Here is a 25,830-nt window from a genome sequence, read left to right on the forward strand (position 1 = left end):
CCGTTCAAAGTATACCGAATCCAACGAGATTTTTTTTGTTTCCTCTAGTTTCTTTTGCACCAGATTTTCTTGTTTGGCGACGGATGGAAAAGGGCCAACACAGCCGATGGTTCAAGGGACAGATGAGACTTCGTCCAAAAAAAATCGAAGAACAGAATTTGTACTGATCGATCCTTAATTTTTCCTTGCCGTTTCTATTTCCGAAGAAAAGGTAATGGGGATGTTGCCTCTTCTTCGGATCCAGTATTTTGGGTTTGTTTCCATTTTAGTTTTTTTTCTCTCTGTTTCCCTTTCCGGAGAGCCGAGTCAGGTTTTAGAAAAAATTAAAAAAACAAAAACTCTTACAGTTTCGGTAAATGAATTTTACGATCCGTTTTATATTGAAAACCCCAATCCCAATTTTCCTGGTTTGGATGTGGAATTGGCGCAGGAATATGCAAAGTTTCTGGATGTAGATCTCAAAATCATTCCTCTTCGCACTTTCGATCAACATGCAAGGATGTTAGAGAAAGGGGATACACAGATTGCTATGGCGGGGCTTTCTTCTTCCATCAATCGCTTTAGAGATGTTTACTTCACAGATCCCTATTTAATTTCAACACCTGCAGCTTTAGTCAATCGGACAGCCCTTCCCCCAGAACCTGAGGGACAAATTGTAACAGTCCAATTGTTCCGTAATTTAAATGACCTAACAAACATTACGGGAATTTCGTATTCCGTGCTTGCTAATAGTTCTAATCATCAATTTTTGAGAGAGGCTTTTCCGAAAGCTCAAATTTTCTCTTATTTTACAAATGAAGCGGCACTGAATGAATTAAAGAAAAACAATGTAAATGCATTCGTTGCAGATTCATTTTACATTCAGGCTTTGTTACAAAAAGATTCATCCTTAAGGGCGAACTACTTACCCATTTTGGGAGTGGTGCAGGAAGATCATATCAGTATGGCAACTGCCAAACGAGATGTAGAATTCCTTTATAATTTAAATTTTTTCATCAAAGAACTCAAACGTACAGGTAAAATTCAAGTTTTGATCAATAAGTATTTCAAATCCAACCAATGGGTTAAAAAAGAATAACATCAATGACGTTTCGAAATTTTTCTTCTATCTGTTTGGTTTTTATTTTTATACCTTTTGGATTTTTATTTTCGCAAGAAGAAGAATCACAAAGAACCTTTATGAATTTTAATGGTTCCTTTCGTGTCCGTGCCACAAACGTGGGACGTGATGTTTTATTAGAAAGGAAAACCCCCGTAACCCCAATCAATAATTTAGAAAAGGAAAATACAGAGCGTCAACAAACGGAACAACAAACCATACAGTCAGATTTAGAAAGAAGACAACAGGGCTTACCAAGTCAAATCACTCGTAGGAAGGAGGATGTAAGTTATTACGATTCTCGTTTTCTCTACAATATGAGTTTCTCCGCAAACAAATATGTGGAAGGGGTTTGGGGAATGCAAGTTGGTGATATTCCGTTTGGTGGTAAGGGTTTACGGGCCACAGGACCTGATGGTTTTGATCCTGGGTTGGTTGGTCCAGGTTCCGGTGGAGAACGAGGTCGAACTGCAGCCGTCAACGTCCAAACAAACTTTTTATATTTAAACTTTAGAATTCCTGAATCGGGACTTTTTATCAAAGTGGGACAACAGCTTTTTAGTTCTGCTCAAGGTCGTGTTTTGTTTTCTACAGGAACTGGCGTTAGTATTCTCAAAAATTTTCAATTTTTACGACTTTCTCTTGAAGGTGGGATTTTAAGAGCCCGCGATCAGAGTTTTATGGACGTTGATAAAAATGGATTCGCTGATAAAAATTATCAGAGTTCTAACATTTATTATAACAGATTGAAATTTGAATATTTTCGTAATATTCGCAATGAAGTGTATGCTTATTTTTTAGATGATAATGACAAATCAGATAATGAAACCGCAAGACTTGCTTGGTATGGAATGCATAACGAGTTCAATTTTCAAAAGTTCTCATTTATCGTTCATGGAATTTTAAACACGGGAACAGTTAAAAAATTACGCGCTGTAACAGATACGAACGATGTCACGATTTATAATACGACACGCAGGCATTTTGTAAAAGGTGGAATGTATGATTTTCAATTTACATACCGCTGGAGCGAATCGCTTAACTTTAATTTGATTGCTCTTGGGACAACAGGACGACCTGGTTATGATGAAAACGGACATGAAGCCAATTTAAAGGGCAATGGATACCGAACTTTGGCTCCCGGGTTTTCAATTTCTAACATTGCGACAGACTTTACCGGTGGTTATGCATTATTCAATGGTTCTAGTTTTTCGGGATTGAATGAGTATGGGTTTTATTCCAACATCATTGCTTTTGGTCCTTACCAATTTACTTTGGGTTATTATCAGTTGTGGGCAACAAAATCGCCAGAGATTCGAATCAATCGCGAGTTTAGTGAACTCAATGGATATAGAACATCCACTTATATGGGTATGGAATACAATTTCAATATTCGTTATAACGTAACCTCAGACTTCCAGATCATTTTCCGATCTGGTTACTTTGTCGCGGGTGATGCTCTATTTGTTTTGTTAGATTCCAAATACGGACGAGTGCTTAGAGAAGCATTTATCGTGTTTGAACATCGATTCTAAAACGAACCTATTTTTCGTTCATTGAAATTCTAATGTTATAGTGTTAGTCTCGATTTGATTGCTTTGCCTAGAGTGTATTGGTCGGAATATTCTAAAGTTCCACCGATAGTGATTCCATGGGCAATTCTTGTGATTTTAATTTCCATTGGTTTGATCACTGTAGAAAGATAAGAAGCTGTCGCATCTCCTTCAAGTGTGGGGTTCGTCGCGATGAGGACTTCCCTCACTCCTCCATCTTCCAGTCGATTCATCAATTGATGAATTCGTAATTGGTCAGGACCAATCCCATCCAATGGAGAGATCGCACCATTGAGTACATGATATTTGCCTGCGTATTCTTTTGTGTTCTCGATAAAGAAAATATCTTCCGGTTGTTCTACAACGCAGAGGATTCCATTGTCCCTTCGATCTGACAAACAGATAGAACAAACAGGATCTTCAGTAAGTCCTCCACATTCATCACAAAATCGTAGTTTGGCTTTGGCTTCTTCGATATTGGAAAGCCAAGCTCGGAAGGAGGAAGGATCCATACGTAGAACGTGAAATCCAATTCTTGTCGCACTTTTTTTCCCAATACCGGGAAGGCTAGAAAAGGATTGAATTAATTTTTGGAATTGTGGATCAGACAGGTGGGAATCCTCCATCCTTTTGCAGCTGGTTGAAAACACCTTCAAAATCACTTGGGTTGAAGCCGAGGACATTTTTCATTTCATGGGCCATGGTTTCTTTGGCTTTTCTTTGTACTTCGTTTGTAGCAGAGAGAATCAAATCCTCTAACATTTTTTTATCATCTGCATTGAACATGATCGGATTGATATTGAGATTCGTGAGAGTGCCATCGGCAGAGGCAGCCACTTCTACCATTCCGGCACCAGCTGATGCGGAGACTCGGATCTGTGCGAGTCGTTTCGCAAGTTCCTCTTGTTTCTCTTTGATATTCCCAAGTTGCGAGAAAGCCTCTCGCATTTGTTTCATTTGCTCAAAAATTCCCATATCTACCTTTTGGACTTATAAATTCTTAAATTGGTTGGGGTCTACTTCCATACCGGAGAACTTTTCTTTCAAAAGTTTTTCCATATCCTCTGCTGATGCTGGGTTCTGTGGTGCAGGTTTGGGCGTTGGTGCCGGTTCTTGTTTTGGAGGATTCGGTTTGGTATCTAGTTCAATGTTCTGTTTTGGTTTTTCTACTACGGTCTGCACTGGTTCTGGTTTTTGTGAAACTGGTGTAGGCACAGGAGTTGGTAGTTTTTTCGGAAGTTCCAAATTTTCAGGAAGATGAGAAATATCACCTTGGACAAGTTTGGTGAGCTCTGAGATTTTCGCCAACAATCCAGATACACTTGGTTTTTCACGATCCAAGATCAATTTACGAAATTGAATTTCTAAATACACTTTCATTTCGTAAGAGCTACGAAGTTTCATTAGATTCAATTTTTCGTGGATGGAAAAAATCCGTTCCGCGAGTAAAACTAAAACCTCACGATCTAAATCGCGATAGTTCTGTTTTAGTTTTTGTAAATCTTCCTGCGGAATGTTGATCGATTCCCTATCTGCTAAATTGTCTTTGATGAGGAGAAGGGAATTTAGAAATTCTACGAAGTCCCAAACAAATTTACTTAAGTCAATTCCTGCTTGGAAAAGGTTTTCGAGTGTTTCAAAAATTTGTGCACTTTGTGAAGAATCAACTAGTTGGTTTAAAAAATCGGTAAAGGTATCAATCCCATGATACCCGATCATTTTTCGAAGTTTGGCGCCGGTTAAATTTCCATCCGTGAAAATTACTGCTTGTTCCATAAATGACAGTGTATCCCGAACAGAACCGTCCCCTTTTTTGGCGATCCAGAATAATCCTTCGGAATCGTATTTCAGACCTTCTTTTTCGCAAAGTGTTTCAATATAGTTTTGTAATGCTGTGACAGGTACTTTTCTAAAGTGAAAGTCTTGGCAACGAGAGAGAATGGTTTCGGGAATTTTATGATATTCGGTGGTTGCTAAAATAAAAACAACATGGGCGGGAGGTTCTTCCAATGTTTTGAGCAGAGCATTAAATGCAGCCCCGCTTAACATATGTACCTCGTCTAAAATATAAACTCGGTACTTTCCACCCATCGCATTGAATTTTACATTTTCGCGTAGTTCTCGGATATTATCGACACCACTATTGGAGGCTGCATCGATCTCAAATACGTCATTTGAATTTCCTTTGGTAATCTCCAAACAAGACGTACATTCATTACAAGGTTCGACTCCGTCAGGCCTTTCACAATTTAAACGTTTGGCTAGAATTCTTGCGATGGTGGTTTTACCGACCCCACGAGGGCCAATGAAAATATAGGCGTGACCGATCTTTTTTGACTTAAATGCATTTTGTAAAGAACCAACGGCAAGGTCTTGGTAAATGACATCGCGAAAGAATTGAGGTCTGTATTTTCGAAAGAGTACTTGGTGGTTTTCGCTCATGTAAGTCCGTGTCAAAAAGGATATGAAATGGAAAATTTGTGAATCACTTTGATCTTGTAATTTCGTTTGTTGGATGCAATGAAATATTTATCGATGCAATCGATATTTTGCAGAGAGAAGCGACTTAGTGAATGGGAAAAATTTTGGGAAGGGTGAGGGAAACCTGGCGGAGAGACCGGGATTCGAACCCGGGGTGCTTTTGGCACACATGCTTTCCAAGCATGCACAATAGACCACTCTGACATCTCTCCAATGGTTTCTACTGGCTTCCATAAAAAGAAACGGTCGTAAGAATTCTACCTTTTCTCTTTGAAAAAACTAAGAAATTCAAATTTTATGTGGGATCTTGGAATGAGGGTACACTTTGGAAAGTGATTCAATAGATAAATGGACTCGGTTGTGTAGGAAGAAATTCCTTCTCCCGGTTTTGCTGGAACAAAATATACCACTTCGGGAATTTTCACTCGTAAGATAGCACCGGCACAAAGGAGACAGGGCTCTAAAGCGGTAATTAAAATGGAATCGGTAAGATAACGCCCTTCTATTTTGGAAAGGGCATCTTCAATCGCTAAGATTTCACTATGTTTTGTAGGGTTTAATGTTTGTTCGACGGAATTAAAGGCAGTGGAAAGAAGAGTTCCATCTTTTGTGATGATTTCAGAATAGGAGGGAATTTCGTTTGGATGGTCAGAAACTGCTTTCGAGTATCGCTTTAAAAACGAGTCGAATGCTTCCACTTGCGCCCAAGAGGATTTGAACCTCTAACCTTCTGATCCGTAGTCAGATACTCTATCCAGTTGAGCTATGGGCGCGATGAATGCTTGAAGCACTTTTACCCAGTCCAAAAGAACGGGTATCTCTATGGTTTTTTTCAAACGGATGGAGTAAATCAAAAATCCAGAAATTCCTAGATAAAGTAGTACGGAAAGCAGATGGATGGTGGCAGCGAAATAGAGGCCAACGAAAGGCAGAATGGAAACAGCTTGGGCAAATAACAATCCAAGTAAGAACAAACAAGTATTAACTGCCGAGTACAAACAAACAGTTACAAATGCTGGATTGCTTCGTTTCCAAGTAAATACCGGAACCCAAGAGAAATACAAAGGTAATACTGCAAAAATTTTTGCGGCTTCGTCAGTGACTAAGTAGGCCTGTATTTTTTGTAATTTGTCTTTGATTTGGGTGGTATTCATGACGGTAACAACGGAGACGCAGGGATTCGAACCCTGGGTACGATTGCTCGTACGACGGTTTAGCAAACCGCTCCTTTCGGCCACTCAGGCACGTCTCCAGCGACTCGGAGAAGGTAGGATTCGAACCCACGGTGGGATTACCACGACGGTTTTCAAGACCGCTGCTTTAGACCACTCAGCCACTTCTCCAAGAGTACCTATCCGTTATGTTAAATGCGAGTGCAGTGTCAAATGAATATTCAATGAATGGTTCTAGAGAATGGAAAAGTTGCGTATAAAACTAGAAAAGTGGGTCAATGGTGGTTTCTGTTTAGCACACCATGAGGGACATGCCGTCTTCGTTGAGGGTGGATTGCCTGGTGAATTGGTAGACATAAGTCTTTATAAAACAGGAAACAAAGAATGGTTTGGTTCCGTTTCCGAAGTCATTGAAGCCTCGGAAAACAGGATTCCTTCTGATTGTTCTGTGTTTATGGATTGTGGTGGATGCAGTTATCGCCATATTTCCTACAAAGATGAGTTAGAAATCAAAACCTCCCTCTTGGAAGCAATGTTTCCTAAGTGGAAAGGCAAAGTGCAAGTTGTCACAGGCCCCGAAAACGAATACCGAAACAATGTGCAGTGGCAATCGAACGGTAGAGAAATTGGATATTTTTCAAAAAACACCCACCGAATTGTCAAAGAATCAAATTCCGTTTGTAAAACAGTCGATAAACGTTTGTTATGGGATATGGTTCCCGCCGGTCTCCAAAAATCGGTATCTAAAAATAAATCCATCCAACTACGCCTTTCTACAAAGTCGGTTGTGAATTATGAAAGAGACCAAACTGAAATCAGTATTTTTAATACCAAATTAAAAGTCCCGGAACGCGGATTTTTTCAGATCAACAGGTTTTTAATAGAACCTTGGCTTGAAAAAATCAAAACCCTGTTACCAGATTCTGCCAATATTTTAGAACTATTTTGCGGATGTGGAACCATTGGAATTTCGATTCGGGAAAAAATTGAATCTTTGTATGGAATTGAATCTCACGAAAAGAGCATTCGGTTTGCAAAAGAAAATGCAAAGGCAAACAATGCTTTGCAGTTTGAGTATGAAGTCAGCGATTTATACCAAAAACATTTACCCAAACACGTGGCAAAATTTCCGATTTGGATTGTGAATCCACCGAGGGCTGGCCTATCCGAAGGAATCGTTGCATCGGCCTCTATGTTTTCGCCGAAACAAATCATTTATTCAAGCTGCAATCCGAGTACACTCAAACGAGATATTACTAGATTAGAAGCCATTGGTTATCGATTGAATTATATCGGTTTGTTTGATTTTTTTCCAAGAACACAACACTACGAAGTTTTAGTGAGTTTGAAAAAGTAAGAAGTAAACACAGAACTCACAAAGTTAAATTTGTGAGTTTGTTTTTCTACCGAAAGGTTTTAGTTATTTTTCTTTGGTTGTAAATTTGAAAGGAAGGTAAGCTGGACAAAATCCGATGGTAGAGGTTGCAATCATCACAAGACCAATTCCAAAAAGAACCAGTGCCGTTGTTCCCTCAACGACTCCACCCAAATACAAACCACCTAATATCAAACCAACGACCACTCGAATGATTCTGTCATAAAGACCCATATTTTGAAACATATCCAATCTCCTAGATAGATAGGACGAAAGAAACTGAATCGATTCTTATTTATTAATTTGTAACCATTCTAAAATGAGCTTAGTTACTTCTTCTCTTTTTTCCCAATGAAGAAAGTGGCCCGCATGATCAAAACCAATTTTACGGAATCCACATGGAAAGTCTTTTTCATCTAACAGATGTTCGAACATATTTTTATGAAAACAACCATCATTTAATCCGTAAAGAATCTGTGTGGGAACGGTTATTTGTGAATCTAAGATTCCTAAAATACTTTCTCTTCCCGACTCAGTAAATAAATCGTTTAAATTGCGATAGTAAGCGAGGGCCGAAGATAAAATTCCTGGATTTTGAAAGTTAGCTTTAATCTCTGCTAAGTGATCCTGGTTGGGAGTGTATCCTGGCGACCAATCTTTCCATAAATAATCCACCAAAGCAAACCCATTGGAACGAATGGTCAACTCTGCTAGAAAAGGAATTTGGAATAGAACCACATACCAAGAATGGATGGTTTGTTGGGGTGCCCAAAAAAATGAATCTTGGTAAGTACGCAAAAGTGGAACTCCAAGGCTTGTGATGGATTTGATTCGATTGGGATAGTACATTCCGGCTGCAAAAGCAATCACAGATCCCCAGTTATGTCCGACTAAATGCACCGAATCCCACCTTCTGTCATCCATCCAACCCAGGATATCATCCACAAGATCTACCACATGTAATTTATGAGCATGGGATATGGTCGAAGGTTCGTAGCCTCGCATAACAGGTGCAATGCATTGAAACCCTTTTTTTCCTATTGGCTCCATAATCGGAGCGAAGGTTTTATGGTTATCAGGAAAACCGTGAAGGAAAAGGACGGGATCTCCTGATCCTGTTTCTAAAGTGGTAAATACGCTGGATGAGTTTCTAATTTCCGAGTGGTGCATTGTTTACCAACTTATCTTTTCTATTGGTCGTTCGAAAGAATTGTAACACAATTTCCCTTGTATCCAAGTCCTTACTTAAGTAACCGTATTGTTTTTCATTTTGGTAAAAAAATCCATTGGGCCAGATATGGCCCCCACCTGGAATCAAATACCCTTCTACCTTTTCGTCTGATTGGCAATCGGTAACCTGTGTGTATTGGATATCGCGTTTCCAGAATTTGTTCAAATGTCTTTTTTTGGATTTTGTTTCTTCTTTGCAGGAGAAATTAGAACTCCAAAATTCTAAGGATTCTAAGTAAGATAACACATCACCTGCTGGAATCCTTTTTGCATTGGGACTTGGATCCGAAGGAATGGAAACGGTTCCTCCCAAATAAGGCACAACATCATCTGAGGTTCCCATGATAAAACCGATCGATTTACGCGGCGGAGGATTACAAAGATCTTTGATTCCTTTCGAAGTGACAGCAGCTATCGAATAACCAGAGCTGAATAAATCATCAGCTTCGCATAACAGACGCTGCGTCATAAATCCACCATTGGAAATTCCGGCAGCATGGATTCGGTTGTAATCAACAGGAATTTCTTTATCAATAAAACGAATCATATCCCGAAAGAATTCCACATCATTTGTGTTTCGTTTGTCTGTGAGAGAATGGGATATTTTTCTACCATCATTCCAACGATTGCCATAACCATCTGGATACACTGCGATAAAACCATACTCTTCTGCTTTTTCAGACATACGAGTCAGGTAAATCATTCCTTCGCCACTACCGCCACCGCCGTGTAAAAGGAAGATTACAGGCAAACGGCTTTCTTTGATTTGTTTGGGAACGTAATAACGAAAGGTGCGTACAATTCCATCCGAAGAAATGGATTCCGTCTTGTGTTCTTTTACAGGAACAAAGGAAGGAAGGGACTTACAAAAAAAAGAAAAGGAAACCATTAGTAGGATTGGATATAATTTTCTAGTTAGAGAAATCCAATTCATAGAAACAACGATTCATACCAAGTGATCGTGTCTTTTACTTTTGGATCGCCTTCGAGTGGGTAGTGGGGATGGAATTCTTTATCCACAGTGGGATCATAGGGACCAGACTTCCCTTCAAAACAAACAGCATTCTCCGACAAACAAACCAGACTATGCCAAACACCGGGCTGGAGATCAATGCCTCGTTTAGGACCACTGGCCGAAAGTTTGTGAGATTCCTGAATCTCTCCGTTTTCTTTGAAAATTAAAAAACCAATTTCGCCTTCGAGAACCACAAAGGTTTCCGGTTTGGGATCCGACAAATGTCTGTGAGGTGGAATGTATGTATTTTTAGAAAGAACGTTAAGAAACCTTTGGTAGACTTCCGATTCTGCATGGAAGTTATGATTGGTGCGTTTTCTTTCGGCGGTTTGGGCTTTTTTGACGAGTGATCCGATTAGGTCGGAATCAATGATTTGTATTTCCTGCAAGTTGACCTTCCAATTCCTGCTCGATGAAGGCTAACATATCCGGAACACAAGCCGTACAAGTATCAGCCGCTCCCATCTCGCGGGCGACTTCTAGTATAGGGCGATGGGATTCTTTGACAACATTTAAGATAGATTCAAAGAAAACTTCTGCGCAGTGACACTTGATCATGGTTCTGAGAATCAGTCTCGGAGTTTCCGGATGGTACGACAAGAATTTTTTTTAGTCTTTCTAAGGCATTTTTATTAGAAAAGAGGGAATTGGCCGTGATTTTCTTAAGTTTTTAATTTCGGAAGCGCTTGGTAGACGTAATTTAGATTTTCGATGGCCGATTTCCATTGGAAACGTTTGGCATTTTTCTCACCCAGAGCTTTCAGTTCCTTTTGTCTTTTCGAATCTTTTAATAAAGAGAGAAGTTTCTTTTGAAAGGAAGAAGGATCTTTGGGATCAAAAGGTTCGTAACTCGTTCCTAAGACTTCTGGCAAAACACTGGCGTTGGAAGAAAAAACGGGAGTTCCTACCGCTTGTGCTTCCAAAACAGGAAATCCAAATCCTTCAAAGAGTGAGGGATAGAGAAATAGCTCTGCTGCTTGGTAGGCAAGAGGAAGTTCTGCATAAGGCAGATGCGATAAAAAGTAAATTTTATCTGGATACTTCTTTTGAAATTTTAAAAACTCTTCTGGAATTTCTTTGCTCAGTCCACCGACAACCAAAGGCAAACTCAATTCTTTGTTTGCCCATAATACTTCCAAATTGGATAATAAAAACGGAAAATTCTTATGTGTTTTTCCAATTCCCACAGTGAATAAATACGATTTGGGCAATTTATGTTTTTTTCTAAATTGAGAGAGTTTGGTCGGACTTTGTTTTAAAAAGTTTTTTAAATCGATTCCGTTATAAATCACAGAAACCTTATCTTCCGAATACCCAAAGGATTGCACTAAGTCTTGTTTGGTGTACTCAGAAACAGTAACGATTTTTAAGGCAAACCATTGGATTAAGCGAAATACAATTTGCATATACACTCGTTTCACGAGAGAACTATGGGCGGCTTTGAAATGGTAAGGAATGAGATCGTGGATGGTTACGATACACTTTCTAATGTAAGGAAAAGGAATATTGAAATGGGGGATGTCTAAAATATCCATTTCCGCCATCCTAGGATGACCTAAAAATTCTTTAGGGGAATAGATACTGGTTTTATATTCGATGATTTGGGCGGTTCTCGGGAGATCGTATTTTTTTAAAACGACGGGGTCTCCAAAGATAAATAAATCGGCGGTTTGCGGAGATAGAGGCCAAAACTTTAAAATATGTTGGATACGAATCCCAATCCCCGAATTTTCGATCATCCGTGCATCGTAACCAATTTTTTGCCGCATTGGATCTAAATTATGTCCTTTAGAATTAAATTAAAAAAAGGAAATGTGTCTTTTCCTTATCAGTCCAGTCTAGTCAAATTGGTAGTGAATATTCTGCATTCATAATTTGAAACACAGGTTCACAAGGAACATATCTGTAAAAGGAATCGGATGGAAAACTTAATCGAAGAAATCCTAAAACAAATCGGTGAAGATCCCACTAGAGAGGGTCTTACAAAAACTCCCAGTCGAGTGAAAAAGGCTTATGACTTTTTGACGAGTGGGTATAAAGCCGATTTGAACCAAATTGTAAACGGAGCTATCTTCGAAGAGAATACAACAGGGATGGTTCTCGTAAGAGATATCGAAATGTATTCTCTCTGCGAACACCACCTGCTTCCTTTTTATGGAAGGGCCCATGTTGCTTACATCCCCAATAAGAAAATCATTGGAATTAGCAAAATTCCAAGAATTGTAGACGTGTTTGCGCGCCGATTGCAAGTTCAGGAGCGCCTAACCGACCAAATTGCACAAGCCATCCAAGAAACTTTGGATCCACTCGGTGTGGGTGTTGTCATTAAAGCCAAACATTTATGTATGATGATGCGCGGTGTGGAAAAACAAAACTCAGAACTGTTTACTTCTAGCCTACTCGGTCTATTTAAATCAGATCCCACCACCCGAAGTGAGTTTTTGGATTTAATCCGAACCGGTTCCCACTAAGTTCATTTTTTAAATTCCATTTTTCAGATTCATGCTGGACTTTTTTCAAAAAAAGTCCAGTCTTCTTTCTCTAGAGGGAACCTATGCCGAAAGAAAGAATTGTGGCACCGTCCAAAGACTTCACCAAACTTGCAAACGTTAGCTTAAAAGAATACAAAGCCAAATATAAAGAATCCATAGAAAAGCCGGAAAAATTTTGGGCTGAACAAGCAAAACGCCTAACATGGTTTAAAAAATGGACAAAGGTTCTCAAACACGATTTTGCTAAAGCAAAAGTCGAATGGTTTGTCGGTGGCAAACTCAACGTCTCTTATAATTGTTTAGACAGACATCTAGATTCCCCACTCAGGAACAAAGCGGCTCTCATTTGGGAAGGGGACAACCCGGATGAATCTAAAGTTTTAACTTACCACGACCTCCACCGCGAGGTAAATTATTTTGCAAACGTTCTAAAGAAGTTCCATGTAAAAAAGGGAGACCGGGTTCTCATTTATCTCCCTATGATTCCAGAACTTGCCATTGTGACTCTCGCCTGTACTCGTGTGGGTGCCGTCCATTCGGTTGTGTTTGGTGGATTTTCACCTGAGGCACTCCTTGGTCGCATTGAAGATTGTAAACCAACTCTCGTCATTACTGCAGATGGTGGATACCGAGGTGGGAAACCCATTGAGCTGAAGAAAAATGTGGATGCGGCTTTGGAACAAACGAAAGTCAGTGTAAAAGATGTAATTGTTGTTAAGCGAACGGGCGACGAAGGAAATCTAAATTGGAAAGAAGGTAGGGACCACTGGTACCACTACTTGATGAAAGAGGCGGATGTCAAAAAAGAATGCCCTCCTGTTGCGATGGATTCGGAAGACCCACTATTTATCCTTTATACTTCCGGCTCGACTGGAAAACCAAAAGGGGTTCTTCATACAACGGCTGGATATCTACTCGGTGCCAATCTTACCTTTGCGACTATTTTTGATTACAAAGAAACAGATACATACTGGTGTACGGCAGACATTGGTTGGATCACCGGGCACAGTTATATTCTCTATGGACCTTTATCCAATGGAGCCACTTCGCTTATGTTTGAAGGAGTTCCCAGTTATCCCGATGCCGGCCGTTTCTGGGATGTGATTGATAAATACAAAGTCACTGTATTTTATACGGCACCGACGGCGATTCGCGCGCTGATGCGAGAAGGGATTGATCATATTAAAAAAAGGTCATTAGCTTCTTTGCGACTTCTTGGATCTGTGGGGGAACCCATCAATCCTGAGGCTTGGGAATGGTATCATACCAATATTGGAAAATCAAAATGTCCGATCGTAGATACTTGGTGGCAAACGGAAACTGGGTCCATTATGATCTCGGGAGTTCCGGGTGCGATTCCGCAAAAACCAGGTTCGGCGAGTTGGCCATTTTATGGAATCCAACCAGTTCTTGTGGACAATGAAGGTGTGGAAGTCAAAGGCAAAGGAGAAATTTCTGGAAACCTTTGTATTGCCAAACCTTGGCCTTCGATGATGCGAGAAGTGTATGGAGATCCCAAACGATTCTTTGATACCTACTTTTCTCAATTCAAAGGTTACTACTTCACTGGGGATGGGGCCAACAAAGACAAGGATGGATATTTTCGCATAACAGGAAGAGTCGACGATGTACTCAATGTTTCGGGCCACCGTATCGGTTCGGCCGAAGTGGAAAGTGCTCTTGTAGAACATAAATCCGTAGCCGAAGCAGCCGTTGTGGGATTTCCACATGATATCAAGGGCCAGGGAATTTATGCCTATGTCACTGTGAAACAAGGTGTGACGACAAACGATGTATTAAAAAAAGAACTGATTGCTATGGTAGAAAAGGTGATCGGAAAAATTGCAAGACCAGAAGTGATCCACTGGGCACCGGGACTTCCTAAAACTCGCTCGGGTAAAATCATGCGCCGAATTTTAAGAAAGATCGCCAATAACGAATTTGATACATTGGGAGACATCAGCACTCTTGCCGATCCGTCCGTCGTACAGTCGTTAATTGATGATAAGAAAAAGTTTCATAGCTAAGAAATATTTTCTAAAGATCCTGCGGGAGGGTGGAAAAAACGCCCATCACTCGCAGGAATTCTGATTCTTCGAACTCCATATCGCGATCTTTTAACCTTTGCCTATATTCGTTGGCTTTTGCTGTATCTCGTTTAGAAAACCAGTGAATACAAAATAGTAAATACTCTCTGTTTTTACGATAAGTCGTTTGGTGGTTTTCTAGTTCTGTAGCAGTGATTTTTTTTTGGTTTTGAAAGTCTTTGACAAGAGAATCAATCGCAAGAGTATCTCTATCTTTACCGAGATTCGCATAACTTTGGCGAATGAGAAATAAAAGTTCACCCGCATCGGAATCAGGATAGAATTTTAATAAATTATAAAACCCTCGGCGAAATAAGGACAAAGCTTCTAGGTATCTTTGTTTTTCTTGGAGATAGACTCCATAACGCGTGAAGTATCTCGTTTCGGTTAAAAATACAGTGGTTGTCCATTGGTAGGCTTGTTCTAAAAGTTCGGATTGTCTTCCCCTTCGCGCCAAGATCAAAGTTTCATACATACCTTCTTCACGAGGAAAGTACACTAAGTACCGTAAACTCAAATCATCTGCTTCCTTCCACTTTTTGTTTTTGATATTTTTTTGGAGGCTTGTTTGGAGGGCATCCTTTTCAGAAACAAAGGTTTTGTCTGATTCTAATTTTTGAAAATAACTTTCGTATTCTGATTCGAGTCCCAACTGGCGAGCAAGAATTGCGGCTGTATACAATCTGTACTTTGCATTTGGTTTTTGTTCTAAATACAATTTGGTATAGAACAATGCCTCTTTTGGTTTTCTTTCCTTTTCATAAAAATCAGCAATGTACAAAACCAAATCAAGTTGGTCGTTTTTCTTTTTGACCGATTCTTCGTAGGCATGGATTCCATCGAAGAGCTGGCCGAGTTTGATATGAGCTCTTGCGGACAAATTGTAGTAGCGATAATCAGGATCTGGATTTAATTCTTTGGCTTTGATGAGAAAATCGAAGGCCTTGGCGGGAGTTTCTTGGACAATTTTGTCCTCAGCCATTCGCAATAGATCTTCATAACCGTACAAGGCCTTAACGGGGTTCAGAACCTCTGTTTGTGCTAAATTTGGCTTGGAAACGAGAAATAGACTTGTTACCAGAACACCAAATTGCCATATTCTCCTAGACCGAAGTATCATCTATGGATTCTCATCGGTCATCTTCTAAATAATCTTAGAAATTCAAAAAAACAATCTCAAAGAGGATCTCATGAATGTAGAGTTAATCATCATCGTCATGGCGCTTGTTTCCATTGCCACGGCGATATTCTACGCAGCTCGGGTGGTTCGCATCCAAGTGGGCGCAGGCGGTGGGGACGTAAAAGAAACTGCAAAACTAAAAGAAATCTCCGCTGCGATCGCAGAAGGGGCTATGGCCTTCCTGCTTCGAGAATACCGAGTCATTTTGCTATTTATCAGTTTCATGACTGTTCTCATCTATTTACTTTTGGACAATCCAAAGACAGAGTTCAACGAAGGGATTTACACTGCCGTTGCTTTTGTATCGGGTGCCCTCATTTCTTGCCTTTCTGGTTTTATCGGAATGAAGATTGCGACTGCAGGTAACGTTCGCACTGCGGAAGCAGCAAAAACTTCTCTTTCCAAAGCATTCCGAGTGGCTTATGACTCTGGAGCCGTTATGGGTTTTGGACTGATTGGTTTGGCTGTTCTTGGTATGATTGGACTTTTCCTTCTATTCACAGGAACAAACGTAGGTGTTGCCAAACACATCCTTATGGAATCACTTGCAGGTTTTGGTCTCGGTGGATCTTCTGTAGCACTTTTTGGTCGTGTGGGTGGTGGTATTTATACCAAAGCCGCTGACGTTGGTGCTGACCTTGTAGGAAAGGTAGAAAAAGGAATTCCAGAAGATGATCCAAGAAACCCAGCAACTATTGCTGATAACGTGGGAGACAACGTAGGTGATATCGCTGGTATGGGTGCCGACCTTTTTGGCTCTGCTGCCGAAGCAACTTGTGCTGCTCTCGTGATTGGTGCTACGGCATCAGCCCTTGCAGACAACAACTCTGCTTTACTCTATCCTCTTTTAATTTCTGCGATTGGAATCCCTGCTTCTCTTATCACTACTTTCTTTGCTCGCGTAAAAGAAAATGGAAACGTAGAGAGAGTATTAAAATTCCAACTTTGGATCTCCACATTCATCGTAGCGGCTGCTCTTTACTTTGTAACTGACATCTTTATGATCGATAGTTTCCAAATTGCAGACAAAACCATCACTAAATGGAATGTTTATACTTCCGTCGCATTAGGTTTGTTTGCTGGTATGTTCATTGGTTGGATCACTGAGATTTATACTTCTCATTCTTACAAACCAGTGCGCGAAGTTGCTGATGCTTGTGAAACAGGTGCTGCTACTAACATTATCTACGGCCTTGCTCTTGGTTACAAATCGACTGTGGTTCCAGTAATTCTGCTTGTGATCGTGATTGTTGTTTCCAATATCCTTGCGGGTATGTATGGAATTGCAATCGCAGCGATTGGAATGATCTCCACAATTGCGATTGGTCTTACGATCGATGCTTACGGCCCGGTTTCCGATAACGCGGGTGGGATTGCAGAGATGGCGGAACTAGGAAAAGACGTTCGTGACAGAACGGATACCCTTGACGCAGCAGGTAACACAACTGCGGCCGTTGGAAAAGGTTTTGCGATTGGATCTGCGGCTTTAACTTCCCTTGCTCTATTTGCTGCTTTTATCACAAGAACACAAAATGCTTCTAAAGAATTGGGAGAAGGTGCCATTGACCTCACTTCGATTGAACTTTTAGATCCATTAGTCTTTGGTGGTCTTCTTTTTGGTGCCATGCTTCCTTTTATCTTTTCTGCGATGACTATGAAGTCTGTAGGAAAGGCAGCTCTTGATATGGTAAAAGAAGTTCGTCGCCAATTCAAAGAAATCCCTGGTCTTATGGAAGGAACCGCAAAACCTGAGTATGCTAAGTGTGTCGATATCTCTACTTCTGCTGCTCTTCGTGAAATGATCCCTCCAGGTCTTTTGGTTCTCTTAAGCCCGATTGTTGTGGGATATTTGTTTGGTGTGAAGTCTCTTGCGGGACTCCTTGCTGGTGCTCTTGTTTCAGGTGTAGTTCTTGCGATCTCTTCTGCCAACTCTGGTGGAGCTTGGGACAACGCGAAAAAGTACATCGAAAAAACAGCGGGTGGAAAAGGATCTGAAAAACACAAAGCTGCGGTTGTGGGTGATACTGTCGGCGATCCATTCAAAGATACATCTGGACCTGCGATCAACATTCTCATTAAACTTATGGCGATCACCTCACTCGTGTTTGCTGAGTTTTTTGTAACAAAAGGTGGAATCGTTTTAAATTTCTTTAAATAAGAAAATTAAAACAAATTCTGTTTCAGATAAGGAGACTTTCCTTGGGAAGTTTCCTTTTGATATATTATATTTTGATCTCTGAAAAGGGAAACTCTAGAGCCGGCGGAAACGTCGGCTTTTTTATTTATAAGGTAGTGAAACTAAAACTGGTACTTGTGCCAAGAGTCAGTCCAAATATGGACTGGATGTTTTGACCGAGAGTGATGGTGTAAGTGGTTCCAGTGATGAGTGCACTTGCCGGTGTGAGGGTAATGGTTCGGTTAGAGGCACCGCCGCTGAGACTAGGGCAGGATGGGGTACAGCTGATATTTGTATTGAGGGAAGTGGAATCTAGAGCCTGAGTCATGACAATGGTGATGGTTGGCGTCAGCGAAACCCCTGTAGCTCCATCGGTTGGAGTTGTGGATTCAATGGTAAAGTTAGACGAGGTTTGTGTCACAAGGGGTAGAACCAGGACACCCAAAAGAGAGGGACTTGGCTCGGGGATACAGGCCAAAGAGGAAAAAATAAACAAAACTAGGATTCGAATTTTCTTCCACATAGCCATAGGTTCTAGATTTAGTTTCGACTAATTTCCCTTGGTAACCGTGCAGAGTTTTGCGTAAATCCCGAGGAAATTGTAAGTTTCTAGCTCAATAGACGTAATTTCTTTGATGTTTCCGTTCTTTTGGGAGATTTCCACGGAAGCATCTCCCAGGGCCAGGAGCCCCAAGTAGGATTTAGCACAGGCGATCCCTTCTTTGGTCGCCGCAACGCCGGTCTCCATCATACTGATCCTTTGGTTTTCATAGAGTAGACCTTGGGTCCCATATCCAGAACTGGCGCAGGAAACGGATACTGTGAAGCAAGAAAGGAGAGCGAAAACTTGGGTCAGTCTTCCGCTAGTTTTATTTTTTAAGTTCCTTATCCAAGGTTTCCGAAAGTTTGTTTTGGAGAATGATGATGTCGTCATAAAGTTTTTTTATCTGTTCTTCTTTCTTTCGAATTTTATCCGTAAGCGCATCTAATGATTTGTTAGATACATTGTTTTTTTTTGAATGGAATTCCTTCAATTTGGAATCTATTTCTTCATAGATAAGTCCACTCTTTAGTTTCTTTGCAAATTCATTTAACGAGTCAATGTTCTGTTTCATCGTCCGGTGACACGCAAACAAAGTTCTTGGAAAAAGAAGTATTGGTTTTTATAATAATGGTCTAGGCTGTGAATTTCTTTCGGCCGTGTGGCTCGAGGAACGTAATCCAAACTGGCACTGCCTATACTCACCAGTCCAAAATAATTAGATGTGCAAGATTCCACAAAGCTGTCGGAAGCTGAAGGCGGTTTTCCGGGGGAATACCAACCTTCTTGTCCTTTGTTTTGGAATAAGGTTACCGAAGGATTTCCTATTTGCACACTGAGGCAGTGAAAAATAAAAAACACCGATGGTAACAGTAAAAGATTTTTCATACACTACTGGCTTGTATCAAAGAAATAGAAATAGGAAAAACGAATCCCTCGATCCATTGCATTGTCTGCTTTTGGCAAAACACCAAGTAGAACGGAAAAATTGAAACTACCGAAGTTCTCGGTGTTCATAGAGATACCGGGATAAAAATTAAAGTATCTTAGATTTTTATCAGCTACCTTATCTAATGGTTCTCTATATTCAAGTTCGGTAAAGATACGAACGGAATCAGCAATGGCAAAGGAGGGTGCAATTCCCACTTGGTAATATCGTTTGAACTCTTCCAAACTAGATTCTCTTCCGTGTCGGTTCGTTTCTGTTTGGAAACGAAACTCGGACATGATTTGAAAGAAACCGGATTTATAACCGAGTCCAAAGTTAGGGCGAATCAGATAAAAATCTGGGTTTTCCCGTTCTCGAAATTCTCCGTTTCTTTTTTTGTCATAGAGTCGAAGTCCCCCACCGATTAAAAATTGTGAAGATCCATTTTCAAAAACTTTTCCATACTTAACTCCGGCATTCCAACGATCCCAAGTGATTTCTTTTGATGAATCTGTTTGGGAATATTCGTTTCTACCAATGGAGGAAATGACAGAAAAGGATTCAGAAAATTTGTATTCTCCTTCAATGTTGATGTTTTTGTTAATTTCTTTGACATCGTTGTAGTTCTTATCCCAGTAACTAAGATTACCTCTGATTTTTGAATACACGGCCACCGGTTCCACTTGGAGAGGATGGGCAAAACCTTTATTGTTAGGTTGTGAATACAAAGATGCTGCTAAAGAAAGAAAAAAGAGAGAAATGATAATTATTTTTTTCATATTTAAAATCCTACATTGGTGATTGGATAAAGCAATCTGGCAAACTTTTCGGCAAGAAGTGTATATCCTAAGTTATTTGCATGAATACAATCTAACATAAATTCCGCGCGCGAATTGGGTTTTCCACCTAATGTGTTTCTTAGGTCCATATAGATGAAGGAAGGTTCTTCTCTTGTGATTTCCACAAGCAGATTATTAAAAGCATCTAATTGTGTTGAAGTAAATACAGCGGCATCTGGAACAATCAAACCAATACGATCAAACTTAGTTTTACAACCTTCCTCAGAACCTGCGATCACAGCTGGCATGTAAGGATTTGGATAATCGTATCCATGAATGATCCATTTTATAGGAGCACCACCAAATCTTGCGATTTTGTAAGCGTTTCCTGTCACAATCATATGTTTGAGATTGGATTTGATTGTGGCAAACCGTTGGGCTTGGACTGCACTGACATTTCCAACATATTCGGGAAGATTTGCTTGGATATCATTTCCACCTAAGGAAAGAATGATGACTTTCATATCAGCACCCCCTTGGTCAATGACTTGGAATTGAAGGCCTTGGCTGACTACTTGTTGTAAAGTTTTTCCGCCGAGTGTGGCTCCCACAAATTGATAATGAAATCTGTTTTCTAATTGGGGTCTGAGAGTTTCTACAAGTGGAAATCCAAGAAGGATATCTGTCCAACTATCACCGATGATACCAGTTTTGGCAGGCGTTTCTCCATTGCAGATGGCATAGGTATTACAGAGAAAATGAGCTCCGATATCTTCTAAGTAATCCTTTTTGGTATCACAATGGATGAGGAATGTTAAGATTCCTAACAATACTGTGTATTTAATTTTTTTCATTGGTTTTTGTTTCCTTCCAGATGTGGTCCATGATAAATGCGCAAGATATATCGCCGGTCAGATTTACTGAAGTTCTACACATATCTAAAAAGCGGTCAACCCCAAAAAGGATAGTGATCCCTTCGATGGGAATATGAAAGGTATAAAGGATAGAAGCAAGAATCACAAGTCCCACTCCCGGTGTTGCTGCTGTTCCAATAGAAGCTGCTGTGACAGTTCCAACTAACAAAAACAAGTCTAGGGCAGAAAGATCTACTTGGTATACTTGGCTTAGGAAAACAGTGGCTACAGCTTGGTACAAAGCGGTTCCGTCCATATTGACGGTAGCACCGAGAGGAAGAACAAAATCAGCGACTGTTTCTTTTAGTTTTAATTTTTCTTTGGCGAGTTTTAAGGAAAAGGGAAGGACGGAACTAGAACTGGATGTGGAAAAACCAAGGAGAGGGATTTCACGAACTTCGTTCAGAAAGCGAAGGGGATTTTTTCCTGTAAAGATCAGGATCAAGATACAATAAAAAACAAGGATACAAAAAAGTCCAAAGAGAACGGTTCCGATGTAAGATACAAGACCGAATAACAAAGAAAAGCCGATCTGAACCATGGCATAACTCATGAGTCCGAGTACGGCAAACGGAGCCAATTTCATTGCGGCCGCTACAACCCAAAGACAGAAACTTTCTAAGGAATGGCAAAATGCTTTTAAGGCAGTGCCTGATTCTTTGGAAGTCAGAAAAAAAATACCGAGAATCATCCCAAAAAAAACAATCGATAACATTTGTTGTTTGGACCAAACATTCACTAGATTTTTGGGAATGATATTGGCTATAATTTCGGGAATTGGTTCTTCATTTTCAGATAACTTGGCATCGGGGATGTTTGCATTTTTTTCTATAGTTTGGTTTTGGATATGGTTTCCCGGTTTGATGATGAGTGTGAGGGAAATTCCAATGCTTACCGAAATGACTGTGGTAAAAATAAAATAGAAAAGGGTTTTGCTTCCTAAACTCCAGAGATCGTTTAAGTTTCGCAAACTAGAAACACCAAGAGCGATGGAGACTATGACTAAGGGAATCATAATCATTTGGAGCAGGTTTAAAAAAATATCACCAGGAAGTTTCATCCAAGGTAGGTATGGTTTTAAGGAAAGTGAGGATACAAATCCTGTTTCTGGATTTAATAGAATCCCGAAAAACAAACCTAACAATAAAGATACGAGGATTTGAATCCAAAATGCAATTTTGGGAAAGAACATTTCCAAAGTCTATTCTTTGGAAATTTAATGTAAATGAATTTAAATACTGATGTAAGTTTGGAAGAGGCGAATTCTATGAAAAATAGTAGCACCGTTTTTGATTTTGCGTATTTCTACCGTGTATTCGTCTTTGGCACGTTGGATTTCTTTCATGGTTTTGTGAAGGACTGCTTTTTTTTCAGGACGATTGTCCCATTTGTAAGCGGCTTCTTGTCGCATTAATTTTTCTTCCAATTGACGGATGGTTTTTTGGTGTGAAAGTTCCACTTTGTATTCTTCTTTTTGAAAGATAGACAAAGTTTCTTTTCTTAGGATTTCTTTTTTGATTTCTGTTTCTGATTCAACAATCGGATAACAATGAATCAATGCTTCTTCAAGTTTTGAGAGAGGGATTTCCTTTTCCGGAACGTAGGTTTTTCCTTCTGTCCACTCGCTAGGTTTTTCTGTATGGACTATGGATTTCTTTTTCTTTAGATCAAACTCTACAAAGAAAAGATCTTTTCGTTTGAGAGAAAAATCAAACTCCACTTGGAAGACAAATAAGATCTTTTGTCCTAAATCTTTGGAGAGTAGATACTTTTTTTTACGACCCACGTCACTTTGCGTGAGAAGTTCTGTTACCTTTTCTACAAAAGGATGTCCGAAAGCTAAAAATTCTAGAGAGTCATTGGTTAAGGCAAGATCAGAATCGAAGGTTGCTTTTTTAACCTTCCCGTCTGTATTTTTGTATTCGTAAGAGCCTTTGCTAATGGGTGTAAGAGTTCCAGGCAGTAGATTTTGGAAGAACTTCGAACCTTGGGCTACGACTTCTTCTAAATGGCTATTGTTCCATTCTCTTTCTTCCAGAGTATGATCGTAATAGTCTTTTAAATTAAAATCTAATACTTTGGGAGTGACCAGTGCATTGAGTTTTTCAAATCCTTTCTGGGCCACTTGGATGCGAAGATCAAATTCTGTTTCTAATTCTTCTTTGGTTTTGGTTCCCGTCACGAATTTCATAAGACTGGAGTTGAAATCAAGTTCCTCTTCAATGGTTCCGAGAAGGTCATCGGAGGCTCCGATGGATTCTTCAAACAAACGGATTTTGTTCGTAAGCACTTCTAAAATTCTTTCAGCCACAGTGTCTTTGGATGCAAAGTTAAATATATACACATTATCTTTTTGTCCAAAACGATGGATCCTTCCAATTCGTTGTTCGATCTTTAGTGGGCTCCAAGGTAAGTCATAATTAAATAGAATGTTAGCAAATTGTAAGTTACGACCTTCCCCACCCGCTTCTGTACAAATTAAGATTTCGAAGTCTTCTTTGAATTTTTGAATGGCGACTTCTTTTTCATCCATGCTGAGGGAACCATGGAATGGAGATACTTTGAAGTCTGGTTCTAATACCGATTGTAAGTGGTCTTGTGTTGTTCTAAACTGCGTGAAGATAATAAACTTCTTATGGCCTTCTTTTTTTAGGCGATAGAGTGTTTCTTTTAGTTTTAAAGTTTTTTTATCTTCTTTGATTTGTTTTCCCAAATGGATGAGTCGGTTCAAAGTGAAAAGCTCACGTTTGATCCTTTGGAAACTAGACATTTCTTCATCTTCTAATTCGGTAATGAATTCTTCGACACCTTCCGTTTCATCCAAATCCCAATCGTCTAGAGTGGTTTCGTGTTCTTTCATGTAGTGGAATTTAGATTCCAACATAAATTTACGTTTTTGTAAGGCAGAAAGAAGAGCAATGACAGAGGAATCGAGTAATTTCTGAAACACCACCATCACAAAACCTATGGCACGGTTTTTAGTTCCCATTGCCATATTGTATTCTCGTTTTACATAGTCCGTAGTTTCATCATAAAACGCACGTTCGATGGGAGAGAGGTCAATCCGAACTGTTTTAGCAAATCGTTTGGTAAATCCACCGACTTCTACCTTCCGGCGGCGAAGTAATACTTTGGATATTTTTTCCTTTAAGTCACCCTTCTGACCTACAACATAATCGTTCACAAAAGTATGGTACGGCCCAAGGATATTCGGATCGACTAAGTGTAAGAGATAAAATAGCTCTTCTAGTTTCCCACGGAATGGTGTGGCTGTGAGAAGAAGAAGGCATTCGGTTTTCCGTGCAATTTTTTCGGCAAATAAATACCCACGAGTGATTTTAGAATAATCACGTCTGAGCCTATGGGCTTCATCAAATACGACAATGTCCCATTTCGTTCCCAAAATTTCTTCTGCATACTTTGGGTTTTTAATGAAATCAATAGAAGTGATGATTTTGTTAAAGTTTCGCCAATGATCCGGGCCGTTTGTGATGAAGTTTCTTCTACGAACGATAGCAAATTCTTCGTTGAATTTGTTTTTCATCTCTTGTTGCCATTGAACAAGAAGAGGAGAAGGTGCGACTACTAGGACTTTTTTGAGTCCCCGGCGAAACATAAGTTCTTTAATCGCAAGCCCTGCTTCGATGGTTTTTCCAAGGCCTACTTCATCGGCCAGGATAAACCTTGGTTTTAAACTATTGGCTACAATGAAAGTGCACTCGATCTGGTGAGGAAGGAGACGAGTTCTGGAATTAGAAAGAGAAGATAGTTTATTAAAATTATAAGTGAGTTTGAGTTGGCTTGCCGCAAGGGATAAGTCCATTGCTTTGGGAAATTCCTCCCAGTTACGTAGCGATTCAGGGTATTGATTTAAAAATTGTAACTGTTTGTTGGATTTATTAACCGTTCGAAAAATTTCTTTGGATTCAAAGAACAATTCAACGGAAGTAGCGGTCTCCTTTGTGACTTTTGCTAGACCTAACTCCGGTTCATCGATGAGAAATCCATACTCATTTGTTTGTTTTGGTTCAACCGTTGTTTCAAAATCTAAACTTAACTGAGTAGGGATGTCCATCAAACTCCTTTCTGATTTCCCCAAAGCACTTTGTGAATTTGAAGCGACAAACGACACTTAGGTGGGTTGTCTACTTTGATCCATTCGACTAGTTCTTTGGCATCCACTTCACCGTGGACTGGCGAATACAATATATTTGTCTGTATTTTTTGTTCGCGAATGACTTCGATACTTCTATCAAAGTCGATTCTATCTCGCACAACGAACTTGATTTCGTCAAGTGAATTATGTCTCTTTTCTAAGATCCGGAAATTTTCCTGATCCATGCGGTCTTCCATCCCGGAGCCCGGTAATTTGTAGTCCATAGTGAAAATAAAAAAAGAATCTTCGGTGATTCGTTCGCTTCCATTGGTTTCTACACGGGAAGCTGGGTAGGGTAAATCACGACTGGCGCGGTGGTTGTAGATGCGTTCGGCAAGGGCCGTGGATAGATCGCGGTTTTTTCCTTCTAAGGGTTCGCCACCAGTTAATAATACTTGGTAGCCGTGGTGTGCATCCAGTGCCTCTAATTCATTCCATACGGTATCCAGAGATTTTTCTTCCCCTTGGTTGGGTCCAAGTGCATAAGCTGTGTCACACCATAACGCTCTTGTTTCCGTTTTGCCACAACGTAAGGAACATCCAGCAAATCGAATGAAGACAGTTGGGATTCCTTGCGAAATTCCTTCGCCAGAAATGGATGAATAGACTTCGTGAATTTTTCCAAACATTGTGTGATTCTCTCTATGTCAGA

The 25,830-nt window shown here is 40.0% G+C and carries 27 protein-coding genes and 4 tRNA genes; 7 read left to right on the forward strand and 24 right to left on the reverse strand.

The genetic code is table 11. The features are described 5' to 3' along the window. The first annotated feature begins 220 nt into the window (after positions 1 to 220). Both JWG41_RS08450 and JWG41_RS08455 read left to right on the forward strand, forming a co-directional pair. A complete protein-coding gene (locus tag JWG41_RS08450) occupies positions 221 to 1,078 on the forward strand; it encodes a substrate-binding periplasmic protein (RefSeq protein ID WP_205269497.1) in 858 nt (285 codons plus the stop codon). Positions 1,079 to 1,083: 5 nt separating this feature from the next. Continuing rightward, complete coding sequence (locus tag JWG41_RS08455) at positions 1,084 to 2,634, forward strand: hypothetical protein (RefSeq protein WP_205269498.1); 1,551 nt, start codon at positions 1,084 to 1,086, stop codon at positions 2,632 to 2,634. A 35-nt stretch (positions 2,635 to 2,669) separates the two neighbouring features. Here the strand turns inward: JWG41_RS08455 and recR are convergent, their stop codons facing one another. The 6 genes from recR to JWG41_RS08485 all read right to left on the reverse strand — a co-directional run bounded on the left by recR (position 2,670) and on the right by JWG41_RS08485 (position 5,906). Further along, the gene (gene recR / locus JWG41_RS08460; protein ID WP_205269499.1) at positions 2,670 to 3,278 is read right to left on the reverse strand and encodes a recombination mediator RecR; all 609 of its coding nucleotides are present in this window, start codon (positions 3,276 to 3,278) and stop codon (positions 2,670 to 2,672) included. Next, the gene (locus JWG41_RS08465) at positions 3,256 to 3,627 is read right to left on the reverse strand and encodes a YbaB/EbfC family nucleoid-associated protein (RefSeq protein ID WP_205269500.1); all 372 of its coding nucleotides are present in this window, start codon (positions 3,625 to 3,627) and stop codon (positions 3,256 to 3,258) included. The genes recR and JWG41_RS08465 overlap by 23 nt, the downstream gene beginning before the upstream one ends. Before the next feature lie 15 nt (positions 3,628 to 3,642). Then, entirely contained in the window at positions 3,643 to 5,094 is a 1,452-nt protein-coding gene (gene dnaX, locus JWG41_RS08470; RefSeq protein ID WP_205269501.1) for a DNA polymerase III subunit gamma/tau, read from the reverse strand. Between the two features lie 164 nt (positions 5,095 to 5,258). Beyond that, positions 5,259 to 5,345: transfer RNA gene (locus tag JWG41_RS08475), tRNA-Ser, on the reverse strand. 45 nt (positions 5,346 to 5,390) lie between these two features. Beyond that, entirely contained in the window at positions 5,391 to 5,831 is a 441-nt protein-coding gene (locus JWG41_RS08480; protein WP_205269502.1) for a nucleoside deaminase, read from the reverse strand. Position 5,832: 1 nt separating this feature from the next. Next, positions 5,833 to 5,906, reverse strand: a tRNA-Arg gene (locus JWG41_RS08485). A 160-nt stretch (positions 5,907 to 6,066) separates the two neighbouring features. Between JWG41_RS08485 and JWG41_RS08490 the strand changes: the two genes are divergently transcribed. Continuing rightward, entirely contained in the window at positions 6,067 to 6,243 is a 177-nt protein-coding gene (locus JWG41_RS08490) for a hypothetical protein (protein ID WP_205269503.1), read from the forward strand. A 55-nt stretch (positions 6,244 to 6,298) separates the two neighbouring features. Here JWG41_RS08490 and JWG41_RS08495 read toward each other — a convergent pair. Both JWG41_RS08495 and JWG41_RS08500 read right to left on the reverse strand, forming a co-directional pair. Further along, a tRNA-Ser gene (locus tag JWG41_RS08495) sits at positions 6,299 to 6,385 on the reverse strand. Between the two features lie 7 nt (positions 6,386 to 6,392). Next, a tRNA-Ser gene (locus JWG41_RS08500) sits at positions 6,393 to 6,476 on the reverse strand. Positions 6,477 to 6,546: 70 nt separating this feature from the next. Between JWG41_RS08500 and JWG41_RS08505 the strand changes: the two genes are divergently transcribed. Further along, a complete protein-coding gene (locus tag JWG41_RS08505; protein ID WP_205269504.1) occupies positions 6,547 to 7,662 on the forward strand; it encodes a class I SAM-dependent RNA methyltransferase in 1,116 nt (371 codons plus the stop codon). 63 nt (positions 7,663 to 7,725) lie between these two features. Here the strand turns inward: JWG41_RS08505 and JWG41_RS08510 are convergent, their stop codons facing one another. From JWG41_RS08510 to JWG41_RS08535, 6 genes are all read right to left on the reverse strand, one after another. Next, positions 7,726 to 7,926, reverse strand: coding sequence for a YgaP family membrane protein (locus tag JWG41_RS08510; RefSeq protein ID WP_205269505.1), 201 nt, complete (start codon positions 7,924 to 7,926; stop codon positions 7,726 to 7,728). A 45-nt stretch (positions 7,927 to 7,971) separates the two neighbouring features. Continuing rightward, positions 7,972 to 8,850 carry an alpha/beta fold hydrolase gene (locus JWG41_RS08515; protein WP_205269506.1) on the reverse strand — a complete coding sequence of 293 codons (879 nt, stop codon included), beginning with the start codon at positions 8,848 to 8,850 and terminating at the stop codon, positions 7,972 to 7,974. Further along, positions 8,831 to 9,844, reverse strand: a complete 1,014-nt coding sequence (locus tag JWG41_RS08520) for a CE1 family esterase (RefSeq protein ID WP_205269507.1) — start codon at positions 9,842 to 9,844, stop codon at positions 8,831 to 8,833. Before JWG41_RS08520 ends, JWG41_RS08515 begins: the two co-directional genes overlap by 20 nt. Continuing rightward, positions 9,841 to 10,314, reverse strand: coding sequence for a WbuC family cupin fold metalloprotein (locus JWG41_RS08525; RefSeq protein ID WP_205269508.1), 474 nt, complete (start codon positions 10,312 to 10,314; stop codon positions 9,841 to 9,843). The genes JWG41_RS08520 and JWG41_RS08525 overlap by 4 nt, the downstream gene beginning before the upstream one ends. Next, positions 10,292 to 10,525: a (2Fe-2S)-binding protein gene (locus tag JWG41_RS08530; protein WP_232373879.1), complete on the reverse strand. Its 234-nt coding sequence runs from the start codon at positions 10,523 to 10,525 to the stop codon at positions 10,292 to 10,294. Before JWG41_RS08530 ends, JWG41_RS08525 begins: the two co-directional genes overlap by 23 nt. 62 nt (positions 10,526 to 10,587) lie before the next feature. Beyond that, positions 10,588 to 11,694 (reverse strand): glycosyltransferase family 4 protein, encoded by a 1,107-nt coding sequence (locus JWG41_RS08535; RefSeq protein ID WP_232373880.1) that lies wholly within the window; start codon positions 11,692 to 11,694, stop codon positions 10,588 to 10,590. 150 nt (positions 11,695 to 11,844) lie between these two features. Between JWG41_RS08535 and folE the strand changes: the two genes are divergently transcribed. Both folE and acs read left to right on the forward strand, forming a co-directional pair. Continuing rightward, a complete protein-coding gene (folE, locus tag JWG41_RS08540; protein WP_205269509.1) occupies positions 11,845 to 12,396 on the forward strand; it encodes a GTP cyclohydrolase I FolE in 552 nt (183 codons plus the stop codon). 83 nt (positions 12,397 to 12,479) lie between these two features. Next, the gene (acs, locus tag JWG41_RS08545) at positions 12,480 to 14,444 is read left to right on the forward strand and encodes an acetate--CoA ligase (protein ID WP_205269510.1); all 1,965 of its coding nucleotides are present in this window, start codon (positions 12,480 to 12,482) and stop codon (positions 14,442 to 14,444) included. Between the two features lie 10 nt (positions 14,445 to 14,454). On the opposite strand, the gene JWG41_RS08550 is transcribed toward acs, so the two are convergent. Then, positions 14,455 to 15,624: a tetratricopeptide repeat protein gene (locus tag JWG41_RS08550; protein WP_205269511.1), complete on the reverse strand. Its 1,170-nt coding sequence runs from the start codon at positions 15,622 to 15,624 to the stop codon at positions 14,455 to 14,457. Positions 15,625 to 15,694: 70 nt separating this feature from the next. Here JWG41_RS08550 and JWG41_RS08555 point away from each other — a divergent pair, with 70 nt between their 5' ends. Then, positions 15,695 to 17,842 carry a sodium-translocating pyrophosphatase gene (locus tag JWG41_RS08555; RefSeq protein WP_205269512.1) on the forward strand — a complete coding sequence of 716 codons (2,148 nt, stop codon included), beginning with the start codon at positions 15,695 to 15,697 and terminating at the stop codon, positions 17,840 to 17,842. 124 nt (positions 17,843 to 17,966) lie between these two features. Here JWG41_RS08555 and JWG41_RS08560 read toward each other — a convergent pair whose 3' ends face one another. The 9 genes from JWG41_RS08560 to JWG41_RS08600 are packed head-to-tail and all read right to left on the reverse strand — an operon-like array spanning position 17,967 to position 25,807. Next, positions 17,967 to 18,383: an Ig-like domain-containing domain gene (locus tag JWG41_RS08560; RefSeq protein WP_232373882.1), complete on the reverse strand. Its 417-nt coding sequence runs from the start codon at positions 18,381 to 18,383 to the stop codon at positions 17,967 to 17,969. Between the two features lie 27 nt (positions 18,384 to 18,410). Then, positions 18,411 to 18,794 carry a TRL-like family protein gene (locus JWG41_RS21140; protein ID WP_269750430.1) on the reverse strand — a complete coding sequence of 128 codons (384 nt, stop codon included), beginning with the start codon at positions 18,792 to 18,794 and terminating at the stop codon, positions 18,411 to 18,413. After that, the gene (locus JWG41_RS08570) at positions 18,730 to 18,975 is read right to left on the reverse strand and encodes a hypothetical protein (protein ID WP_205269515.1); all 246 of its coding nucleotides are present in this window, start codon (positions 18,973 to 18,975) and stop codon (positions 18,730 to 18,732) included. Before JWG41_RS08570 ends, JWG41_RS21140 begins: the two co-directional genes overlap by 65 nt. Further along, complete coding sequence (locus JWG41_RS08575; protein ID WP_205269516.1) at positions 18,972 to 19,289, reverse strand: TRL domain-containing protein; 318 nt, start codon at positions 19,287 to 19,289, stop codon at positions 18,972 to 18,974. The genes JWG41_RS08570 and JWG41_RS08575 overlap by 4 nt, the downstream gene beginning before the upstream one ends. A gap of 3 nt (positions 19,290 to 19,292) precedes the next feature. Next, entirely contained in the window at positions 19,293 to 20,108 is an 816-nt protein-coding gene (locus JWG41_RS08580; protein ID WP_205269517.1) for a hypothetical protein, read from the reverse strand. A 2-nt stretch (positions 20,109 to 20,110) separates the two neighbouring features. Further along, positions 20,111 to 20,962 (reverse strand): SGNH/GDSL hydrolase family protein, encoded by an 852-nt coding sequence (locus JWG41_RS08585; protein WP_205269518.1) that lies wholly within the window; start codon positions 20,960 to 20,962, stop codon positions 20,111 to 20,113. Beyond that, entirely contained in the window at positions 20,949 to 22,214 is a 1,266-nt protein-coding gene (locus JWG41_RS08590; RefSeq protein ID WP_205269519.1) for a dicarboxylate/amino acid:cation symporter, read from the reverse strand. Before JWG41_RS08590 ends, JWG41_RS08585 begins: the two co-directional genes overlap by 14 nt. 39 nt (positions 22,215 to 22,253) lie before the next feature. Next, a complete protein-coding gene (locus JWG41_RS08595) occupies positions 22,254 to 25,097 on the reverse strand; it encodes a DEAD/DEAH box helicase (protein WP_205269520.1) in 2,844 nt (947 codons plus the stop codon). Next, positions 25,097 to 25,807: a 7-carboxy-7-deazaguanine synthase QueE gene (locus JWG41_RS08600; protein WP_205269521.1), complete on the reverse strand. Its 711-nt coding sequence runs from the start codon at positions 25,805 to 25,807 to the stop codon at positions 25,097 to 25,099. Before JWG41_RS08600 ends, JWG41_RS08595 begins: the two co-directional genes overlap by 1 nt. Positions 25,808 to 25,830 lie beyond the last annotated feature (23 nt).

Source organism: Leptospira chreensis (assembly GCF_016919165.1).
Taxonomy (GTDB): domain Bacteria; phylum Spirochaetota; class Leptospiria; order Leptospirales; family Leptospiraceae; genus Leptospira_A; species Leptospira_A chreensis.